The following is an 18,271-nucleotide window of genomic DNA, read 5'->3' as shown; positions in this document are numbered from 1 at the left end:
CGCTCTCCCTATCTCTTCCCCCCCCGCGTTTGCGCAAACTCCATGTGTGTACACCCGCGGGGGGCCCGCCCCCGTGGGTGCCGGGCACGCCCGTTCGCCTCAGCCGGACAGGTCCTCGGCGAGCAGGTCCATCAGCAGGGCGTCGTGCCAGCGGCCATCCTCGCCCCGCTCGTAGCGGCGCATGATGCCCACCGGACGAAAGCCCACCTTCGCGTACGCCCGGATGGCCGCGCTGTTCGCCGCCGCCGGGTCAATCGTGAACCGGTGGTGGCCGTACTCGTCGATCAGGTGCCGGGCCAGGGTGCGGATGGCGTCGACGCCGAGACCTGCACCGCGTGACTCGGGAGCGAGGAACACGTCCAGGCTGGCGTGGCGGTAGTCCGGGTCCGGCTCGGAGTGCCACTGGATCGCGCCGATCACCCTGCCGTCGTGCTCGATGGCGTACAGGGCGAGGTCGTCGTCGTTCAGGTCGGCCTGGATGGACGCGGCCAGGTCGTCGCCGCCGCGCCACCACCGGCGTACCTCCGGCTGTGCCCGGATGGCCGCGAGGGCCGGCACGTCCGCGACCGTCGCCGGTCGCAGGGTCACCGCCCGCCCGTGCAGCATCGGCTCAGCCCCGGATCTCGCCGTGCTCGACGCAGATCGCCGACCAGCCGACCGGCAGCACCTGCACCTTCATCCGACGTCGGCAGTGCGCGCAGTAGCGCGGCGGCTCCAACTGGCGGGCCGTCGCGCAGCCCGGGTGGGGGCCGGCTGCCGCCGCCTCGCCGCACCTGTCGCACCAGAGCACGGCAGCCGTGGCCGACCGACCCTCGCGGGTCGGTTCGGCGTCGGAGGTCGTCGTCATGGTCGTCACAGCGTGGCGGAGAGGGCCTTGACCGGCATCTTCAGCTCGTCCAGCAGGTCGAGGTCGGCGGTCGCCGGTCGACCCAGCGTGGTCAGGTAGTTGCCGACGATCACCGCGTTGATGCCGCCCAGCAGGCCGTCGCGGGTGCCCAGGTCACCGAGGGTGATCTCGCGGCCGCCCGCGTACCGCAGGATGGTGCGCGGCATGGCCAGCCGGAACGCGGCGATGGCCCGCAGCGCGTCCTTGCCCTCGACCACCGGACGGTCGCCGAGCGGGGTGCCGGGGCGCGGGTTGAGGAAGTTCAGCGGCACCTCGTGCGGGTTGAGCTCGGCGAGCTGCGCGGCGAACTCCGCCCGCTGCTCGACGGTCTCGCCGAGGCCGAGGATGCCGCCGCAGCACACCTCCATGCCCGAGTCGCGGACCATGCGCAGCGTCTCCCACCGCTCCTCCCACGAGTGGGTGGTGACCACGTTCGGGAAGTACGACCGGCAGGTCTCCAGGTTGTGGTTGTAGCGGTGCACACCCATGTCGACCAGGTCGTCGACCTGCTCCTGGGAAAGCATGCCCAGCGACGCGGCGACCTGGATGTCGACCTCGGCCTTGATGGCGGCGACGCCTTCGCGCATCTGCTTCATCAGCCGCTCGTCGGGGCCGCGCACGGCGGCCACGATGCAGAACTCGGTGGCCCCGGTCTTCGCGGTCTGCTTCGCGGCCTCGACAAGCGACGGGATGTCCAGCCAGACCGAGCGCACCGGGGAGGTGAACAGACCGGACTGCGAGCAGAAGTGGCAGTCCTCCGGACAGCCGCCGGTCTTCAGCGAGACGATGCCCTCGACCTCGACCTCGGGGCCGCACCACCGCATCCGCACGTCGTGCGCGAGTTGGAGGGCGGCGGGCAGGTGCTCGTCGGGCAGGTTCAGCACGGCGAGGACGCCAGCCTGGTCGAGGCCGACGCCGTCACCCAGGACCTGGGTACGGGCCTGGTCGAGGATCTCTGGCATGGCTCGTACCCTACAAGGCCCCGGCTCCACCCGGTATGACCTGCCGGCGGCGTAGACGGACGCCGGGCCGCGCCCGGCGGACGACCGCGCAGGTCAGGCCGCGCGTCACCCGCACGGCGACCAGGAGTGACGATCTTTTGACGGTACGTGGTGGCCGATGTCGTCGGGTCGACGTTCGACGCCGCTGCGCGTCGCGTACCGAGTGGATTCGTCGAGTCGCGGGCGGCGGGTGGTAATTTCGCCCGGCGGACGTCGGCGTGACCGGCGCGGACGGCGGTGAAGGGGTGACGGTGGCGGACTGGCTGGCGGCGCTCGATCGTCGCGCGCAGTTGAGGGCGAAGGCCGGGTTGACCCGGCGACTGCTCCCGCGTCCCGCCGACGACCGGATGACCGACCTCGCCGGCAACGACTACCTCGGCCTGGCCACCCACCCGGAGGTCACCGCCGCGGCCACGGCGGCACTCTCGGCGTACGGGTTGGGCGCGACCGGGTCACGCCTGGTGCGCGGCTCGACCGACGCGCACCACGCCCTGGAGGACGAGCTGGCGCAGTGGCTGGGCACCGACCAGGCTCTCGTGTTCTCCTCCGGCTACCTGGCGAACATCGGCGCGTTGCGGGCTCTCGTGCAGCCCCGGACCCTGCTCGTCTCGGACGCGCACAACCACGCGTCGCTGATCGACGGCTGCCGGATCTCGGGCGCCGAGACGGTGGTCAGCGCGCACGCCGACGTGACGGCGGTGGCGGCCGCCCTGGCCGTGGCGCCGGGACGCCCGGCGGTCGTGGTCACCGAGTCGGTCTTCTCGGTCGACGGTGACCTCGCACCGCTGGCCGATCTGCACGCGGTCGCCCGCCGCTACGGCGCGCTGCTGCTCGTCGACGACGCGCACGCGCTCGGCGTGACCGGCCCGTCCGGTGCGGGCGCGGTGGCGGCCGCCGGTCTGGCCGGCGAACCGGACGTGGTGGTCACCGCCACCCTGTCCAAGGCGCTCGGCGGGGCGGGTGGCGTCGTCGCCGGTCCGGCCGAGTTCGTCCGGCACCTGGTCGAGACCGGTCGTACGTTCATCTTCGACACCGCGCTGCCGCCGGCCGTGGCGGCCGGGGTGCACGCCGCGCTGCGGCTGGCCCGGGCCGGCGACGACCTGCGCGCCGAGGTTGCCGACCGGGTGGCGCTGGCGGTCGGTCGACTGCGCGCGGCCGGGCTGGCCGTCTCCGCGCCGGACGCGGCGGTGATCTCGGTGGCGGCGCCCGGCCCGGAGGCCGCGACGACCTGGGCGGCCGACTGCCGGGACCGCGGTGTCGCGGTGGGCTGCTTCCGGCCGCCGTCGACCCCGGACAGCCGCTCCCGGCTGCGCCTGACCGTCAGCGCCGGGGTGCCGCGGGCCGACTTCGAGCGGGCGCTGGACGTCATCGTGGACTGTGCGCCATGAGTGATACGGCGTGGGAGGGGCCGGTGCTGGTCACCGGTACCGACACCGAGGTGGGCAAGACCGTGGTCACGGCGGCCATCGCGGCGGCCGCGCAGGCCGCCGGCCTCCGGGTGGCGGTGGTCAAACCCGGCCAGACCGGCACGGCCGGCGGTGAGCCGGGTGACGTGGACGTGGTCAATCGGCTGGCCGCGCCGCTGACCGGTCGTACCCTGGCGAGTTTTCCGGACCCGCTCGCCCCGTTGGCCGCGGCCCGGGTCGCGGACCTGCCGCCGCTGGAGCTGTACGCGGCGGTGGACGCGGTCCGCGAGGAGGCGGACAAGCACGACCTGGTTCTCGTCGAGGGCGCCGGTGGTCTGCTGGTGCCGATGGGCCTACGGCCGTCGGGTGAGCCGTGGACGATGGCCGACCTGGCGGTGTCCCTCGGCGCGCCCGCGGTGGTGGTGGCCCGTGCCGGGTTGGGCACGCTCAACCACACGGCGCTGACCCTGGAGGCGCTGGACCGTCGGGCGGTACCGGCCGGCGTGGTGATCGGCGCCTGGCCGGCGTCGCCGGAGCTGGTTCACTGGACGAACCTGACCGACCTGGTGCCGAACCTGCTGGGCGCGGTGCCGGCGGGCGCGGGCGCGATCGATCCGGGGGTGTTCCGGCGTTCGGCGCCGGGGTGGCTCACCCCGGCGTTGCACGGGGTGCTCGACGACTGGCGCGTCTGGGCCGAGGAGAGCAGCTGAACACCTGACTTTCGTCGGTGTCCGTGCAGGTCGAGCGTGGGTAGCCTGGCCGCCGTGAGGATGCTGGAGCCGTCGGTGCCCGGGGCGTCCCGGTGGCGGCGTCCGCTGCTGGACGTGTCGCTCTGGGCGGTGGTGGCCGCGCCGATCGTGGTCGCGCGGGTGACTCCGCCGTACCCGCGTTTCGGTGTGGCGCTGCTGCTCGGCTCGCTGGCGCTGCTGGCGGTCGCCGTGGCGTCGGCGCGACGGTGGCCGTTGGTGGGGTTGCTGCTGGTGGTGCTCGGCTCGCTGGTGGACGGCAACTTCGTCTTCGCCATCCCGGTGTTCAGCTACCTGAGCGGTCGACGCAGCGCGACCGCGATGCCGGCGGCCATGCTGTTCGGCGTCATCGCCCTCGGCGGCACGGTGCTGAACCTCGGGTTGCTCGGCACCGGGGCGGCGACCTGGTTCCTGCTGGCGTCGGTGCTGCTGTTCGCCGGGGTGTTTCCGTGGCTGGTGGGTCGGTATCGGCGGCAGCAGCAGGCGCTGACCGACGCCGGCCGCCGCCACGTCGAGGCGGTGGCGCGGGAGCGGCGTGGCGTCGCGGAGCGGATCCGGCTTCGGGAGCGGGCCCGCATCGCCGAGGAGATGCACGACTCGCTCGGTCACGATCTCAGCCTGATCGCGGTGCGGGCCGCCGCGTTGGAGCTGGCCGACGACCTTGCGCCGGCCCACCGGGAGGCCGTGGGGGAGCTGCGGGCCAGCGTCGCGGCGGCCACCGGACGGCTGCACGACATCATCGGCGTGCTGCGTGAGGAGGGCGACCCGGCCGGTGTCCGGCCGGTGGGGGAGACCGTCGTGGACCTGGTGTCCGGGGCCCGTGAGGCCGGGATGGCGGTACGGCTGGACGCGCCGCCCGACACCGTGCGACTGCCCGGCATGACCGGGTCCGCTGCCCACCAGGTGGTGCGGGAGGCGCTCACCAACGCGGCCCGGTACGCACCGGGCGCCCCGGTGGCCGTGACCCTGGCGACCGACCTGGACGGGGTCGACGTGCGGGTGCGCAACGCGGCGGCCCCGGCCGGTCCGCTGCCCCGACCGGCCTCCTCGGGGAGCGGCCTGCTCGCCCTCGCCGAGCGGGTACGGCTGGCCGGTGGTGTGCTGGAGGCCGGCCCGAGCCCCGACGGCGGGTTTGCGGTGCGCGCCCGGCTGCCGCTGTCGGCCGAACCGCTTTCCGGCGCGGGGTTGCCGGCTCTTTCCGCACCCGGGTTCGACGGCGGCCCTGCGCCCGACGGCGCCCCGGAACGCCCCGACGACGCCGAACGCCGGCTGCGCGAGGCCCGCCGTCGGGCGCGCAGGAGCCTGCTGACGGCGCTCGCCGCCCCGGCGGCGTTCGCGTCGGCCCTGTCGCTGGTCTACTACCCGTTCGCCACGGCCGGCACGGTGCTCGACGAGTCGACGTACGACCAGATGCGCCCCGGTACCGCGCGCGCCGACCTGCCCGGGCTGCCCCGCCGGCAGCTCGCCCCGCCGGTCGGTGTGTCGGCTGCGGGCTGCGAGTACTACACCGACGGCAACTTCCCCCTCGCCGAGGCGACGTGGCGGCTCTGCTTCACCGACGGCCGACTGGTCAGCAAGGAGCGCATCGCGTAGTGGACATCGACACGGTCCCGACCACGCCCGTCCGGGTGGTCCTGGCCGACGACGAGGCGATGATCCGGGCCGGAGTCCGGGCGATCCTCGCCACCGATCCCGATATCGAGGTGGTCGCCGAGGCCGGCGACGGGCGGGCGGCGGTGGAGCTGGTCCGCGCGCACCGACCGCGGGTGGCGTTGCTCGACATCCGGATGCCCCGCCTGGACGGCCTGGCCGCGGCGGCCGAGATCCGCCGGTTGGCGCCGGCCACGGCGACGGTCATGCTGACCACCTTCGGTGAGGACGACCACGTGGCTCGGGCTCTGGGGCACGGCGCGAGCGGTTTCCTGCTCAAGGCCGGCGATCCGCGTGAGTTGATCGCCGGCGTGCACGCCGTCGCCGACGGCGGGGCGTACCTGTCGCCGCAGGTGGCACGTCGGGTGATCGAGCTGGGCGCCGGGCGGTTGGCGCGGCGTCCCGCCGCCCGGGATCGGACGGCCGGGTTGACCGAGCGGGAACGCGAGGTGCTGGCGCTGGTCGGCGCGGGTCTGTCCAACGCGGAGATCGCTCGCCGGCTGCATCTGGTGGAGGGCACCGTGAAGAGCTATCTGACCAGCATCTTCACCCGGTTGGAGGTGCGCAACCGGGTGCAGGCGGCGATCCTCGCGTACGAGGCGGGGCTGGTCGAGCGGTGAGCGGGGGCCGCGAGAGCCCCCGCCCACCGCTTCAGGCGTCGCGACGGCGTAGGGCGGCGCGGCCGAGCAGCAGCGCGGCGCCGGCCCACCCGGCGAGCAGCAGCAATCCGACCCCACTGGGGTACGGGTCGGTGTCCCCGGCGAGGAAGTGTCCACCGGCGACGCCGGGGAACACGTCGGCGATCCGGTTCAGGACGGTGATGTCCGGCTCCTGGAGCGACAGCGGGACGATCATCAGGGTGGCGAAGAGCACGATGATCGTGAGCACCGCGCTGCGCAGTGCCGCGCCGAGGCCGAGCGCGAGGACGCTGATCAGGGCCAGGTAGGTCGCCACCGCCGCGATGTCGCCGATCGTGCCGGTGATCGGCGCGCTGCCCCAGTCGCCGAGAACCGGGCGGGCGACGAGGGCGCCGACACCGCCGAGCAGCAAGCCGAGGGCGAAGGTGACGGCGCCGGCCACCACGGCCTTGGCCAGGAGCACCCGACCGCGTGCCGGCGTGGACTGCAGGGTGGTCCGGATGGTGCCGCTGGTGAACTCGGTGGTGATGGCGAGCAGCCCCAGCGCCAGCACGGCGTACTGGGTCAGCTCGACGGAATCGATCAGCACGCTGCCGACGGTGACGATTCCCCGGTCGTCGAGCGGGTCGTCGTTGGTGTTGTCGTTGGCCGCGTAGATGGCGAGCTGGCCGGCGCTCGCGGCCATCAGGAGCAGCCCGGCCAGCATCGTCCACCAGGTGCTGCGCACCGAGACCAGCTTGGTCCACTCCGCCGCCATGGCGGCCCGGAAGGCGGCCGGGGCGTTGACGGCCGGTGCGGCGGTGGGACTGCTGGTCACCATTGTCTGCGTGCTCATCGGGTGCCACCTCCGGTCGAACCGCCGGCGTACTCGACGCTCTCGGCGGTCAGCTCCATGTACGCCTGCTCCAGTGACGCGCCGTGCGGGCTCAGCTCGTGCAACCGCACCCCCAGCTCGTACGCCAGGTCGCCGATCCGGTCCACCGTGGTGCCGGTGACGCTCAGCTCGTCGGGTCCGGCCTCCTCGACGGTCACGCCGGTCGCGGCGAGACGGGCGGCGAGCGTGTCGAGCCCTTCGCGGTGCGGGCTGCGGACCCGTACGACGACCGCGCTGCCCGCGATGACGTCGGTGACCGGGGCGTCGGCGAGCAGTCGCCCACGGCCGATCACCACGAGCTGGTCGGCGGTGAGCTGCATCTCGCTCATCAGGTGGCTGGAGACGAAGATCGTGCGGCCCTCCTCGGCGAGCGAGCGCATGAGCTGTCGCACCCAGCGAACCCCGTCCGGGTCGAGGCCGTTCACCGGCTCGTCGAACATCAGCACGGGCGGGTCGCCGAGCAGCGCGCCGGCGATGCCGAGCCGCTGCCCCATGCCCAGGGAAAGGGTGCGGCCCGGTTTGGCGGCCGCACGCCCGTCGAGCCCCACGGTGTCGAGCACCTCGTCGACCCGGCGGGCGGGGATGCCGTTGCTGCGGGCCATCGCCAGCAGGTGGGCCCGCCCGGACCGGGTCGGGTGGATGGCCCGGGCGTCGAGCAGGGCACCCACCTCGTGCAGCGGTCGCCGCAGCTCCCGGTACGACCGGCCGGCGACGAGCGCCTGTCCGGCGGTGGGACGGTCCAGGCCGAGGATCATCCGCATGGTGGTGGACTTGCCGGCCCCGTTGGGGCCGAGGAAGCCGGTGACCCGGCCGGGTGCGATGTCGACGGTCAGGGCGTCGACCGCGACGGTCGCCCCGAACCGTTTCGTCAACCCACGTAAAGTGATCATGCGTTGACGCTAGGCGTCCGCCGCCTCGGCCCACCGCGCCCGAACGGCACCGACCAGCACTGACTTTCGTCAGGTCATCCGGTCAGCGGATGTAGTCCTGTAGCAGCGCCGGGGTGAGCCCGGCCCGGTGGATGGCCTTCAACGCGGCGAGGAGGTCGTCCATCAGCGCCGGCCGGAAGTGCATCAGCAGCACGTCGCCGGGTCGGATCACCTTCTCCGGGGTCTGGTAGCGCACCTTGCCCTCGTGCACCGTCTCGGACCAGTGCAGGACCGCCTTCGCGCCGCAGTCCCGCGCGGCTTCGAGCGTGGTGCTGTCGTACTCGCCGAACGGTGGGCGGAACAGGGTCGGCCGCTTGCCGAACAGCGTCTCCAGCTTGTCCGCCGACCCGCAGATCTCCTGCTTCTGGTAGTCGTACGAGCGGCCGGCCAGCGAGGTGTGCCGGATGGTGTGGTTCTCGACGATCCCACCGGACGCCTGGATCTGGCGGAAGTAGTCGCCGTACTCCTCGGCGGCCGGGGAGTTCAGGAACATCGTGACGGGGATGCGCGCGCGCCAGATGAAGTCGGGCACCGCGGGCGGGCGGGCCAAACCACCGTCGTCGATGGTGATGAAGGCGACCTTCTGGTCGATCGGCAGGCGGTGCCAGAACGGGATCGGGCCGGTCACCGGCAGCGGTACGGGTTGCGGTGGCGGCGCCTCGGGAAAGGTCGGCACTTGGGACACGTACCAGTCCAGGCTCCCGGGCGTCGGCCGAGGCGTCGGGGACGGTGACGCCGACGGGGTGGGCGCCGGCGTGGACGGGGTCGGCTGGGCCGCGATCTGCCGGGCGTGGAACGCGGGTCCGGCTGCGCAGGCACTCAGCGTCAGCAGGGCCACAAGCGTTGTGGCGGCGATGATCCGACGGGTGGGGGTGGCGGACACGCCCGGAAACATACCGGGCGAATGTCAGGATCCGGTCAGCCCGGTGAGCCTGCCGGTCGTCGCACCACGAAGGCGTCCGGCATCCGGAAGGTGAGGTTGTCCGGGCACCAGGGCGGACGGACCACCGTCACCCCGTCGAGCAGTGACGTCGCCTCGGCCACCACGACGGCGGCCTCCATCCGGGCCAGCACGTCACCGACGCAGCGGTGCGCCCCCGCCCCGAACGTCAGGTGCCGCCGCGATCCACGCTGCCCCGGAAGGAACTCGTCCGGCGAGCTGACGACCGCCGGGTCCCGGCCGGCGCGAGCCAGCCACAGCACGATGCTGGTGCCCGCCGGCACGGCCGTGTCGCCGAGTGTGCCGTCGGCCGCCGCCACGCGCCGCCAGGTGACGATCGGCGGTTCGAGGCGGAGACCCTCCTCCACGACGTCGGTCACCGTGACGTCGCCGGAGCGCAGCCCGGCGCGTACCGCGGGTTCGCCGGCCAGCCGGTGCAGCAGCAGGGTGAGGAACTGCGAGGTGGTCTCCTGGCCGGCGACCAGCAGGAAGAAGAGCGCGCCGACCACCACGTCGGGAGGGTGCCCGGCCGCGCGCAGCTCGGCGGCCAGGCCGCCGCCGGTGGTCGCGAACTCCCGGAGTACGCGGTGGAAGCGGCCCACCTCGGCGGCGAGCGCCACCTGCCGGTCGGCGTCCAGGGGTGCCCAGAACAGCTCCAGCGCCGCCCGGGCGAACTCCTTCACCGCGCCGACCGGGGCGTCCGGCAGGTCGACCAGCCGGGCCAGCACCAGCAGGGGCAGGTCGGCGGCGAGGTCCGCGTACAGGTCGACAGGTGCGCCGGCATCGAGCGTGGCGCGCAGCCGGGTCACCCGTTCCCGGACCAGCGCCGTCAGCCACGGGCGCTGCGCGGCCACTCGCGTCGGGTGCAGTGCCTCCGCGACGATGGCCCGGATCTGCGGGTGGCTGGCGGTGGAGTTGTTCGCCAGGGTCGGCGGCAGCCGGAACCGGTGCCCGGCGAGCACCCGCAGCGCGGTCACCGGCATCGGGGTCACCGCGTCCAGGGCGTTGTCCGGCCGGTAGCGCTCCGGATCGGCGAGGACCTGGCGGACCAGCGCGTGCCGGGTGACGACGAGGTGGCGTACGCCGACGTGGTCGGTCACCTCGGCGACGTCCGGCCAGGGTGCCTCGACCGCGGACGTCCAGCCGGAGAAGAGCACGCCGACACGCTAGCCGGGGGCTCCTGGCAGGCCGGGGCGCAGCTGCCAGACGGTGGTGCGCTTCACCCGGACGCTCTCCAGAGCCTCCGGCACCGGCACGTCGTAACTGGTTAGCTCGTCGAAACGCTCCCGGGGCAGGAACGCCCGGCCGGGGTCACCGACCAGCGCCCGCGCTCCGGCCCGGGTGGCGCGCAGCAGGAACCGCAGCACCCGTCGTGCCATCGCGTCGCTGTAGAAGACGTCCCCGGCGAGCACCACCTCGGCGTCGCCCGCGTCGCCGTCGAGGATGTCGCCGAACTCGGCGTCGACGCGTACCCCGTTGGCCTCGGCATTGAGCGCGACGGCCGCGACGGCCAGTTCGTCGACCTCGACCGCCCGCACGGACGCCGCGCCGGCCCGGGCGGCGGCGATGGCCACCAGGCCGGAGCCGGAGGCGAGGTCGAGCACCCGCCGGCCGGTGACCAGCTCCGGGTGGTCGGTGACGTAGCGGGCGAGCGCCTGACCGCCGGCCCAGGCGAAGGCCCAGAACGGCGGCGGCCGGTCGCTGGAGAACTGGCCCTCGGTCAGCTCCCAGAGCCCGATCGGCTCGTCCGCCTGGTGCAGGCGCACCTCGGGGACGAAGGGAACCGGGGCCAGCCGGGCGTGCAGCCGGACGAACGTGCTGGAGAGCTCGGACACCTGCCCGATTGTTCCAGCGACCCGACGCCCGGCGTGTCGCGGGGGAGTGGTCACCGGTTCACCACTGTCGGTGAAAACACGCCCTCTGCTTGCCGTCCGGTGCGAACACACCCGTCTGTCGGCGGCGGTGTCCCGCTCCTAGCGTTGCGAGGTGGAGACGACCGAACGGAGGCGGCGGTGGTGGTGATGGTGTGGCGGTACGCGCTGCGGCTCGGGGCGTTGGTTGCCGGCGTTGCCGGGGTGACGCTGACCCTGGCGGCACCGGCGCAGGCGGCGTTCGCCACCGAGATGGGCGGCCTGCCGGCCCGGTTCACGGCCGGCGAGCAGGTGCGCACGATCTCCGCGGTGGTCTCGCAGACCGACCGGCGTGGCGGATGCGCGAAGGTGCGCTGGTCGATGGTGCTCCGGGTGCAGGGCATCCGGCTCGACCAGGTGAAGATGGACCGGGTGGAGGAGAACGGCGACTTCCCCGTGGAGGTCCGGACCGAGGGTGACGTGGCCCGGTTGACCGACCGGCAACTCGACCCCGGCACCCTCTGCCCGGGCCGTACGGTGACCGCCCGCTACCGGGTGGCCTTCGACGAGGACGTCACCGAGGGGCGGGTCACCCTCGCCGCCGAGGCGTACGACGCCAACCTGCGCCTGCTGGCCCGACAGACCGCCACCCGCTCGGTGGTGGGGGCGGGTGCCACCGCATCCCGTACGCCGACGCCGAGCCCGACTCCGGCGAAGCCGAGCGATCCGCCGAGCGAACCGGCGCAGGAAGAGAGCACCCCGGCGGACGAAACGATCGCGGACCAGCCGGTCGACGCGGCGCCGCCGCCGGCTGGCCGTCCGGTCTCGCAGACCGGCGGGTTCGGCGTGGTGCAGGCGGCGTTCCTGCTCGGCGGGTTGCTGCTCTCGCTCGGGGTGGGCCTGCTGCTGCGGCTGCGTCACCTGACCAGGGCCGCGAAGAACGAGGCCGAGGACCCGCCGGTGGACCGGCTGTGGGAGCGGCCCGCGTCGACCGGTCGCTGGCACCCGGCACGCCGCTGACCGGAGGGTTGCCGGGGCCGGCGGTCTCCCGCCGGCCCCGACGGTGTCACTTCGTGAACGCCTGGAACTCGGCGATCCTGACCTGCGTCCGGGCCGGGCTGGCCGTGGCGCAGTCCGTCGTCGTGGCCGGGTCGTCGTCCTGCTCACCGGCGTACTGCGGGCCGCCGGTGCACTGGCTGGCCAGCACCTCCAGCCGCAGGTGGGTGGCGGGGGTGGTGGGCACCGCGAACGTCCGGAGGTTGATGTCGCGGCTGTACGCCCGGTACGCCCCGCCGGGGAACGCGTCGGCCGCGCTGGTGTAGATGCGCCGCCAGCGCGCCGGATCGGCGCAGTCCGTGGTGGTCGCGTCGCAGGCGGACACCGCGAACGAGCGCAGCGCGGTGAGCGCGTTCTGACTGCCGGTGTCGGCGTCCCCGACGATCGCGGGTCGCAACATCGCGCTGACGTTCACGCGCTTGACCACCTGCGGGGCGTCACCGGCCAGCGCCACCGTGAGCTGCCGGCCGGCCACCCCGTCCAGCGAGGCCCAGTTCGTCGCCTCGGTGTCGTCGGCCACCCGGTCCAGGTTGACCCCGTCGCCGCTGATCGTGGCACCGGAGGCCGTGGACGCGAGGTTGCGGCTCAACCGCAGGTCCACGAAGCCGGTCCGGTCGGCGTCGGCGACGGCGCTGAGCCGCTGGTGCCCGAAGCCGGGCGCGACGGCCAGCAGGTCGTACGTGCCGGCGACCATCTCCACCGTGTCCGGGATCGGCGTCGCCGGGTCGGTGTCCGCGATCGGTACGGCCCGTGCCTCGTACGCCCCGACGTACACCCGGATCGGCGCGTCGGCGCTGTCTCCGCGCGGGCGCAGGGTGAGCGTCGCGTTGCCGCCGCGCGGGGAGGCGAAGCTCGGGGTCGGGTCGGTGTCCGCGGCGCCGTTGGTGACGGCGTCCCGGCCCATCCCGGAGCGGGCGAACTCGGCCCAGATCAGGTCCTGGTCGGCGCCCCCGAAGCGCAGCAGGTCGGCGGTGAGCATGTTGTCCCGCATGTCGAGCATGCTGACCTGGCTGGCGGCCTGGAGCAGGAACGAGTCGAAGACCAGTTGCGACCAGCGCCGGTTGCCCGGGCACCTGTCGGCGGGCACCGTGCCCTGCGCGCACTCCCGCTGCCGCTGCGGGGTGCCCAGGCCGTACCGCTTGACCAGCGCGGCGCGTACCCGGTAGTTGGTGGCGCCCCAGATCTCGCCGTCGGCGTGCACGGCCGGCCCGGCCGTGTTGTAGCCGATGTCGGAGTAGTTCAACGGACTGCGGCTCAGGTCGTAGTTGCGGATGCCGCTGACCAGGTTGCCGGTGACGTAGCCGCCGGTGACGAACGGCGTCTCGCCGGGGGCCCGCAGCCCGTTCTGGTAGAGGTACTCGGCGGCCATCAGGTCGCCCCACGACTCGCCCATCGACCCGCCCTGGTGGCCGCTGATTCCGGCGTCCGGGCCGGCGATCATCCGGTTGGTGATCGCGTGGGTGTACTCGTGGCCGATCACCGTCATGTCGTAGTCGCCGTCCACGCACGGCGGGTACGGCCCGCCGGCCTGCGGCTGCCACAGGTACATGTTGGTGGTCGGCGGTAGCCCGTCGCGCGGGGTGCCCTGGTTGGCGTTGTTCCGGTTGCCGGTCAGCGCGCCCTGCTGGGCGCGGCCCTGCTCGGCGTCACCGCCCAACCCGGACGGGGTGAGGTTGACCGCCTGGAGGTTCCACGCCGACTCGGTGAAGCCCAGTTGGTACGCCCAGTCGTGCATGCGGTTGTGCATGACGAAGAGGTTGGCGATCGCCGCGTCCGCGTCGTTGCGCTGCGCGGACGTGAACACCTCCGGGTTGCACCTGGCCTGGTGCCACTGGTCGGTGAACGGGTACTCGTAGCGGCGTTCCGCGCTGGCCGTGGCCGGGACGACCGGGGTGTTGTTGCCCCACGAGAGCACCGTGTTGGCCGAGTTGCCGCGTGAGGTGAAGGTGGGCGTGCCGGTGGCCGCGTCGACGTCCCAGGGCTGCCCGGTGGCCGGGTCACGGAAGGCGGCCTGGCAGTCGGGTGCCGGGTCGCCGCACCAGCGCACCCGGGGGTCCTGGCCGGCGGCGAGGTCCCGGGGTGGGGTGGCCGGGAAGACCGCCCAGCTCGGGTTGTCCGAGTCGAAGTCGACGAGGTCCTCGCGGACCAGCACCTTGCCCGTGCTGCCGTCCACGTAGCTGGTGAACGCCGTCGGGTGGTCGGCGTCCGCGCCGATCATGGTCACCTCGTAGGCGGCCCGGGGCCCGTCCAGCGGGGTGGGTACGGCCACGGCCCGCACGGTGTGGCTGGCCACCGTCGACGGGCTCAGCCCGGCGTCGGCGAGCGCGTCCGCGTACGCCTGCTCGGCCGTACGGGTGGCCGGCGTGGGCACGCTGGTGTCGCGGGCCAGCGAGGAGTTGACGGCGAGCACCGAGCCTCCCTGGACCGCGATGGTGACCAGGCCGTCAGGCCCGGCCGGCAGGTCGCCGAAGCGCTGCCGCAGGGTCACCACCGCGCCGCTGCCGATCGGCCTGACGAGCACCCGGTCCAGGCCGGCGACCGTCGCGGCGTCCATGCCGTACAGGTCGCGGTTGGCGGTCAGGTAGGCGCGCGCGGCGGCCTCCGGGTCGGACGGCAGACCGGTGGCGAGCGGGGTCCGACCGGGGCCGAGCGCCTGCGGCGTGCCGAGCCGGTTCCACCGCACGTCGGGGTCGGCGGCGCGGGCCAGGCCACGCTGGCGGGCGTCGGGTGCCGCCGTACCGATGCGGTTGTCGAGGTCGGCGGGCTGGTGCCCCTCGGCGAACGGCCCGGACGAGCGCTCGGTGGACGCGGCGGGTGCGGCGTTGCTCGTGCCGGTGGGCAGCAGCGCGGCGACTGTCGCCGTCGTCGCCAGGACGGCGATGAGCCGGCGTCGACGCCGGCTCATCGGGGGTGACCACTGCGGTTGTGGCACGGAACCTCCTCGTGGGAGCGGGATGGCCGGCGGCTGCCGACCCTCGCGTGCGCGGTAACGCATGTGCATCTGTGGATATCAGCCGCTCGAAGACACGGCAAGGTCCACGACCGCCGACGCGCCGTTTGATCGAGATAGGTCGACTTTACAAAAGCTGCCCTCTTGTAAAAGAGCATGACGGCTGTCACTGTCGATGCCAGGACGCGAGACCCGGAGGTCCGCCATGGCTGTCGATGCCGATCCGACCGAGGCCGTTGTCTGGCGGGATGCTCGCAAACCCCTCTGGCCGCTGGCGCTGCTGGTGCCGGCGCTGCCCTTCGTCGGCCTCGCGCTGTGGCGGACCGGCGCCGGCGCCTGGGCGTGGTGGCTCACCCCCGTCGTCGTCTTCGGCCTGATCCCGGTGATCGACCTGCTGCTCGGCGACGACCGGCGCAACCCTCCCGAGGAGGTGGTGCCCCGGCTGGCCGCCGACGGTTACTACCGCTTGCTGACCTATCTCTATCTGCCGGCGCAGTACGCGGCCCTGGTGGTGTGCTGCGCCGTGTGGACCCGTGACGGTCTCTCCGTCGCGGGCGCGGCCGGCCTGGTCGCCACCGTGGGAGTGGTCAACGGCATCGCCATCAACACCGCCCACGAGCTGGGCCACAAGCGCGAGCGGGTCGAGCGGTGGCTGTCCAAGGTGGCCCTGGCGCCGGCCGCCTACGGGCACTTCCACGTCGAGCACAACCGCGGTCACCACGTACGGGTCGCCACGCCGGAGGATCCGGCCAGTTCGCGGCTGGGGGAGAGCTTCTGGGCGTTCTGGCCGCGTACCGTCCTCGGCAGCCTGCGATCGGCCTGGCGGCTGGAGACCGGTCGGTTCCGCGTCCGGGGTCGGTCCCCCTGGACGTACCGCAACGACGTGCTCAACGCCTGGGCGATGACCGTGGCGCTGTACGCGGCGCTGGCCGTGCTCTTCGGCCCTGCGGTGCTGCCGTTCCTTGTCCTGCAGGCGGTGGTCGGCTTCTCCCTGCTGGAGGTCGTCAACTACCTGGAGCACTACGGGCTGGCCCGGCAGCGCAGCACGGCCGGGCGCTACGAGAAGGTCGACGCCCGGCACAGCTGGAACAGCGACCGCACGGTCACCAACGTCTTCCTCTTCCAGCTCCAGCGGCACAGCGACCATCACGCGAACCCGTTGCGCCGCTACCAGACGTTGCGCAGCTTCGACAGCTCACCGCAGTTGCCCGCCGGGTACGCGACGATGGTGGTCGTGGCGCTGCTCCCGCCACTGTGGCGACGGGTGATGGACCACCGGGTGCTCGCCCACTACGGCGGCGATCGGGCACTGGCCAACACGCGGCCCCGGCGGTGACGGCTCAGTCGCCCGGTGCCCAGTCCGGGTCGCGGCCGAAGGCGGCCAACAGATGATCCTGCTCGTCGGCGTCGGCGGGCACCGGCGTGGCGTCACGAATCAGCTTGTCGCGCCGGTAGTCGTCGACCCGCCCGGAGAACCACCGGGCGCACACGTGCACCGCGTCCGGGTCCATCCGTGGGTCGGCGCCGATCGCCACCGCCAGGTCCCAGCCGTGCACCAGGTGTTCGGCGAGGAGCTGCTGGACGTACTCGGCGGCCGGAGTCGGACCGGCCGACAGGTGCACGGTGCGGTCGATCGTGCCGGGATGGGTGACGGCGATCTCGGCCTGCGCGGCGGCCTCCCGCGCCGTCGTGATCGGGTCGGCACCGAGCACGTCACCGTCGAAGCGGTCGCCGACCTCGTCGAGGGTGCGGCCGGCGAGCAGGGGGACGCTCCAGCGGTCCTCGCCGACCACGTGGTTGACCAGGGTGCGCACGTCCCAGTCCGGGCAGGGTGTCTCCTCGGACCACTGGTCGGGCCCGATCTGGTCCACCCGGTCGACGAACTCGGCCAGGCTCCGGCGGTACGCGTCGAGCAGATCCATGCCGTCGATTGTTCACTTCGGCGCGCTGATTCGAGCCGTTTTGCCCTGGCTGGGCGTCCGGCGTCGGCGGCGGCCGTCGCTCAGTCCAGGTCGGCCGGAGCCAAGCCCAGCTCCCGAGCCGTGACCAGGCGTACCCATTCCCCGAACTGCCGGCGGGAGATGACCCGCTCGTGCACCGCGAGCTGCACGGCGAGGCCGTCCATGACGGCACTGATCCGCCAGGCGGCCCCGTCCGGGTCGGCGCACTGGAAGGTGCCGTCGGCGACCCCGGCGGAGATCACGGCGGCGAGGTCCTGCCGCCAGCGCAGGTCGAGCCGGCGGGACACCTTCTCCAACTCGGGGGTACGCAGCGACTCGGACCACCCGTCGATCCACATCGACCAGGAGGTCGCCCGCCCGGCCGGCGTGTAGAGCTTGAGAATCCGGCGGAGCTTCGTCAGCGGCGGGGCGGAGGAGCGGATGACCGCGTCCAGGCGGGCCAGGTCCTGCTCGACGGCGTACGCGAAGGCCTGCGCGAGCAACCGCTCTTTCGTGGCGAAGTGGTAGAACACAAGTGCCTGGCTCACCCCGGCGGCCTGTGCCACGTCGGCCGTCCGGGTGTTGGCCAGACCACGTTCCACGATCACGTCGCAGGCCGTGCGCAGCAGGGCATCCAGGCGGATCTCGGCCGCACGTCTCGTCACGACCGTTACCGTAGCCCATCCACCCGAACACGAACAGTTACCGCCACCGTCCGATTCGTGGGGCAAGAGTCGGAAGTTGGACAATTCCGGGGGGTGTCATGGCTCGTTTGCCTAGCGGCATTCGTCGAGGTCGGCGGCTCGCTCTCCAGGCGCGTCGACCCCTGGCGGAGGGTGCCTCACATGCATCGATATCGACCGCTGGATGATGCCGGAGTGTGACGAGCGAAAGTCAATTGAGAAATCGGGCCAGCTTACTAGGAAGCCCGCGCCCGGTGTCCCTGACCTCCCGGTCGGTGGCTTCTGCGCCGTCTCGGAATGCCCGCCCGGTGCCAGGCCGGGCGGAGGGGACGCGCCGACACGGACCCCGAGTTGGCAGTCGATCGCCAGCTCGGCTAAAGTTCTCATCCGTCACCCGGGAAAGCCGGGGACGTGCGGACGTAGCGCAGCTGGTAGCGCATCACCTTGCCAAGGTGAGGGTCGCGGGTTCGAATCCCGTCGTCCGCTCGGAGCTGCCGCCACGCATGACGGGGGCAACCTCGGTGGGGTGGCCGAGAGGCGAGGCAACGGCCTGCAAAGCCGTGTACGCGGGTTCAAATCCCGTCCCCACCTCGGCAATAAAGAGCACGGGCGATTGGCGCAGTGGGAGCGCGCTTCCTTGACACGGAAGAGGTCACTGGTTCAAACCCAGTATCGCCCACCAGGTGTAGAAGCGAATCGTCGAGGCCCGTTACCGGATGTCC

At 73.0% G+C, this 18,271-nt stretch carries 17 protein-coding genes and 3 tRNA genes; 9 read left to right on the top strand and 11 right to left on the bottom strand.

What is annotated here, in order from left to right:
* Positions 1 to 99: 99 nt before the first annotated feature.
* The 3 genes from ABZV06_RS30835 to bioB are packed head-to-tail and all read right to left on the bottom strand — an operon-like array spanning position 100 to position 1,848.
* Positions 100 to 606: a GNAT family protein gene (locus tag ABZV06_RS30835; RefSeq protein ID WP_355233878.1), complete on the bottom strand. Its 507-nt coding sequence runs from the start codon at positions 604 to 606 to the stop codon at positions 100 to 102.
* A gap of 4 nt (positions 607 to 610) precedes the next feature.
* Positions 611 to 847 (bottom strand): hypothetical protein, encoded by a 237-nt coding sequence (locus ABZV06_RS30830; RefSeq protein ID WP_355233876.1) that lies wholly within the window; start codon positions 845 to 847, stop codon positions 611 to 613.
* A gap of 5 nt (positions 848 to 852) precedes the next feature.
* Positions 853 to 1,848, bottom strand: a complete 996-nt coding sequence (gene bioB, locus ABZV06_RS30825) for a biotin synthase BioB (RefSeq protein WP_355233874.1) — start codon at positions 1,846 to 1,848, stop codon at positions 853 to 855.
* 290 nt (positions 1,849 to 2,138) lie between these two features.
* On the opposite strand from bioB, the gene ABZV06_RS30820 reads away from it, so the two are divergent.
* From ABZV06_RS30820 to ABZV06_RS30805, 4 genes are read left to right on the top strand one after another with little or no spacing between them, the layout of a single operon-like run.
* Positions 2,139 to 3,275, top strand: coding sequence for an 8-amino-7-oxononanoate synthase (locus ABZV06_RS30820; RefSeq protein WP_355234795.1), 1,137 nt, complete (start codon positions 2,139 to 2,141; stop codon positions 3,273 to 3,275).
* A complete protein-coding gene (bioD, locus tag ABZV06_RS30815; protein ID WP_355233872.1) occupies positions 3,263 to 4,003 on the top strand; it encodes a dethiobiotin synthase in 741 nt (246 codons plus the stop codon). Before ABZV06_RS30820 ends, bioD begins: the two co-directional genes overlap by 13 nt.
* Before the next feature lie 60 nt (positions 4,004 to 4,063).
* A complete protein-coding gene (locus ABZV06_RS30810; RefSeq protein ID WP_355234793.1) occupies positions 4,064 to 5,632 on the top strand; it encodes a histidine kinase in 1,569 nt (522 codons plus the stop codon).
* Positions 5,632 to 6,309, top strand: coding sequence for a response regulator transcription factor (locus ABZV06_RS30805; protein ID WP_355233870.1), 678 nt, complete (start codon positions 5,632 to 5,634; stop codon positions 6,307 to 6,309). The genes ABZV06_RS30810 and ABZV06_RS30805 overlap by 1 nt, the downstream gene beginning before the upstream one ends.
* A 31-nt stretch (positions 6,310 to 6,340) precedes the next feature.
* Here the strand turns inward: ABZV06_RS30805 and ABZV06_RS30800 are convergent, their stop codons facing one another.
* The 5 genes from ABZV06_RS30800 to ABZV06_RS30780 form a co-directional block, all read right to left on the bottom strand.
* Complete coding sequence (locus ABZV06_RS30800) at positions 6,341 to 7,162, bottom strand: ABC transporter permease (RefSeq protein WP_355625735.1); 822 nt, start codon at positions 7,160 to 7,162, stop codon at positions 6,341 to 6,343.
* Positions 7,159 to 8,091: an ATP-binding cassette domain-containing protein gene (locus ABZV06_RS30795; protein WP_355233866.1), complete on the bottom strand. Its 933-nt coding sequence runs from the start codon at positions 8,089 to 8,091 to the stop codon at positions 7,159 to 7,161. The genes ABZV06_RS30800 and ABZV06_RS30795 overlap by 4 nt, the downstream gene beginning before the upstream one ends.
* A gap of 82 nt (positions 8,092 to 8,173) precedes the next feature.
* Positions 8,174 to 9,013, bottom strand: coding sequence for a polysaccharide deacetylase family protein (locus ABZV06_RS30790; protein ID WP_355625733.1), 840 nt, complete (start codon positions 9,011 to 9,013; stop codon positions 8,174 to 8,176).
* Between the two features lie 35 nt (positions 9,014 to 9,048).
* Entirely contained in the window at positions 9,049 to 10,170 is a 1,122-nt protein-coding gene (locus ABZV06_RS30785; RefSeq protein ID WP_355625739.1) for a cytochrome P450, read from the bottom strand.
* Between the two features lie 66 nt (positions 10,171 to 10,236).
* Entirely contained in the window at positions 10,237 to 10,905 is a 669-nt protein-coding gene (locus ABZV06_RS30780) for a 50S ribosomal protein L11 methyltransferase (protein ID WP_355625732.1), read from the bottom strand.
* Positions 10,906 to 11,091: 186 nt separating this feature from the next.
* Between ABZV06_RS30780 and ABZV06_RS30775 the strand changes: the two genes are divergently transcribed.
* A complete protein-coding gene (locus tag ABZV06_RS30775) occupies positions 11,092 to 11,940 on the top strand; it encodes a hypothetical protein (RefSeq protein ID WP_355625737.1) in 849 nt (282 codons plus the stop codon).
* Positions 11,941 to 11,986: 46 nt separating this feature from the next.
* Here the strand turns inward: ABZV06_RS30775 and ABZV06_RS30770 are convergent, their stop codons facing one another.
* Positions 11,987 to 14,908, bottom strand: coding sequence for a M36 family metallopeptidase (locus ABZV06_RS30770; RefSeq protein WP_355625730.1), 2,922 nt, complete (start codon positions 14,906 to 14,908; stop codon positions 11,987 to 11,989).
* Positions 14,909 to 15,131: 223 nt separating this feature from the next.
* Here ABZV06_RS30770 and ABZV06_RS30765 point away from each other — a divergent pair, with 223 nt between their 5' ends.
* Positions 15,132 to 16,262 (top strand): alkane 1-monooxygenase, encoded by a 1,131-nt coding sequence (locus tag ABZV06_RS30765; protein WP_355625728.1) that lies wholly within the window; start codon positions 15,132 to 15,134, stop codon positions 16,260 to 16,262.
* A gap of 4 nt (positions 16,263 to 16,266) precedes the next feature.
* Here ABZV06_RS30765 and ABZV06_RS30760 read toward each other — a convergent pair whose 3' ends face one another.
* Positions 16,267 to 16,848 (bottom strand): TIGR03086 family metal-binding protein, encoded by a 582-nt coding sequence (locus ABZV06_RS30760; protein WP_355625726.1) that lies wholly within the window; start codon positions 16,846 to 16,848, stop codon positions 16,267 to 16,269.
* Positions 16,849 to 16,928: 80 nt separating this feature from the next.
* Positions 16,929 to 17,531, bottom strand: a complete 603-nt coding sequence (locus ABZV06_RS30755) for a TetR/AcrR family transcriptional regulator (RefSeq protein WP_355233854.1) — start codon at positions 17,529 to 17,531, stop codon at positions 16,929 to 16,931.
* A 431-nt stretch (positions 17,532 to 17,962) separates the two neighbouring features.
* On the opposite strand from ABZV06_RS30755, the gene ABZV06_RS30750 reads away from it, so the two are divergent.
* The 3 genes from ABZV06_RS30750 to ABZV06_RS30740 all read left to right on the top strand — a co-directional run bounded on the left by ABZV06_RS30750 (position 17,963) and on the right by ABZV06_RS30740 (position 18,231).
* Positions 17,963 to 18,035: transfer RNA gene (locus ABZV06_RS30750), tRNA-Gly, on the top strand.
* 34 nt (positions 18,036 to 18,069) lie between these two features.
* Positions 18,070 to 18,140, top strand: a tRNA-Cys gene (locus ABZV06_RS30745).
* A 16-nt stretch (positions 18,141 to 18,156) separates the two neighbouring features.
* A tRNA-Val gene (locus ABZV06_RS30740) sits at positions 18,157 to 18,231 on the top strand.
* The last annotated feature ends 40 nt before the right edge of the window (positions 18,232 to 18,271 follow it).

The sequence above is a fragment of the Micromonospora sp. NPDC005172 genome, assembly GCF_040608555.1.
Lineage (GTDB): Bacteria > Actinomycetota > Actinomycetes > Mycobacteriales > Micromonosporaceae > Micromonospora.
This window is presented reverse-complemented; position numbering and strand designations above follow the sequence as displayed.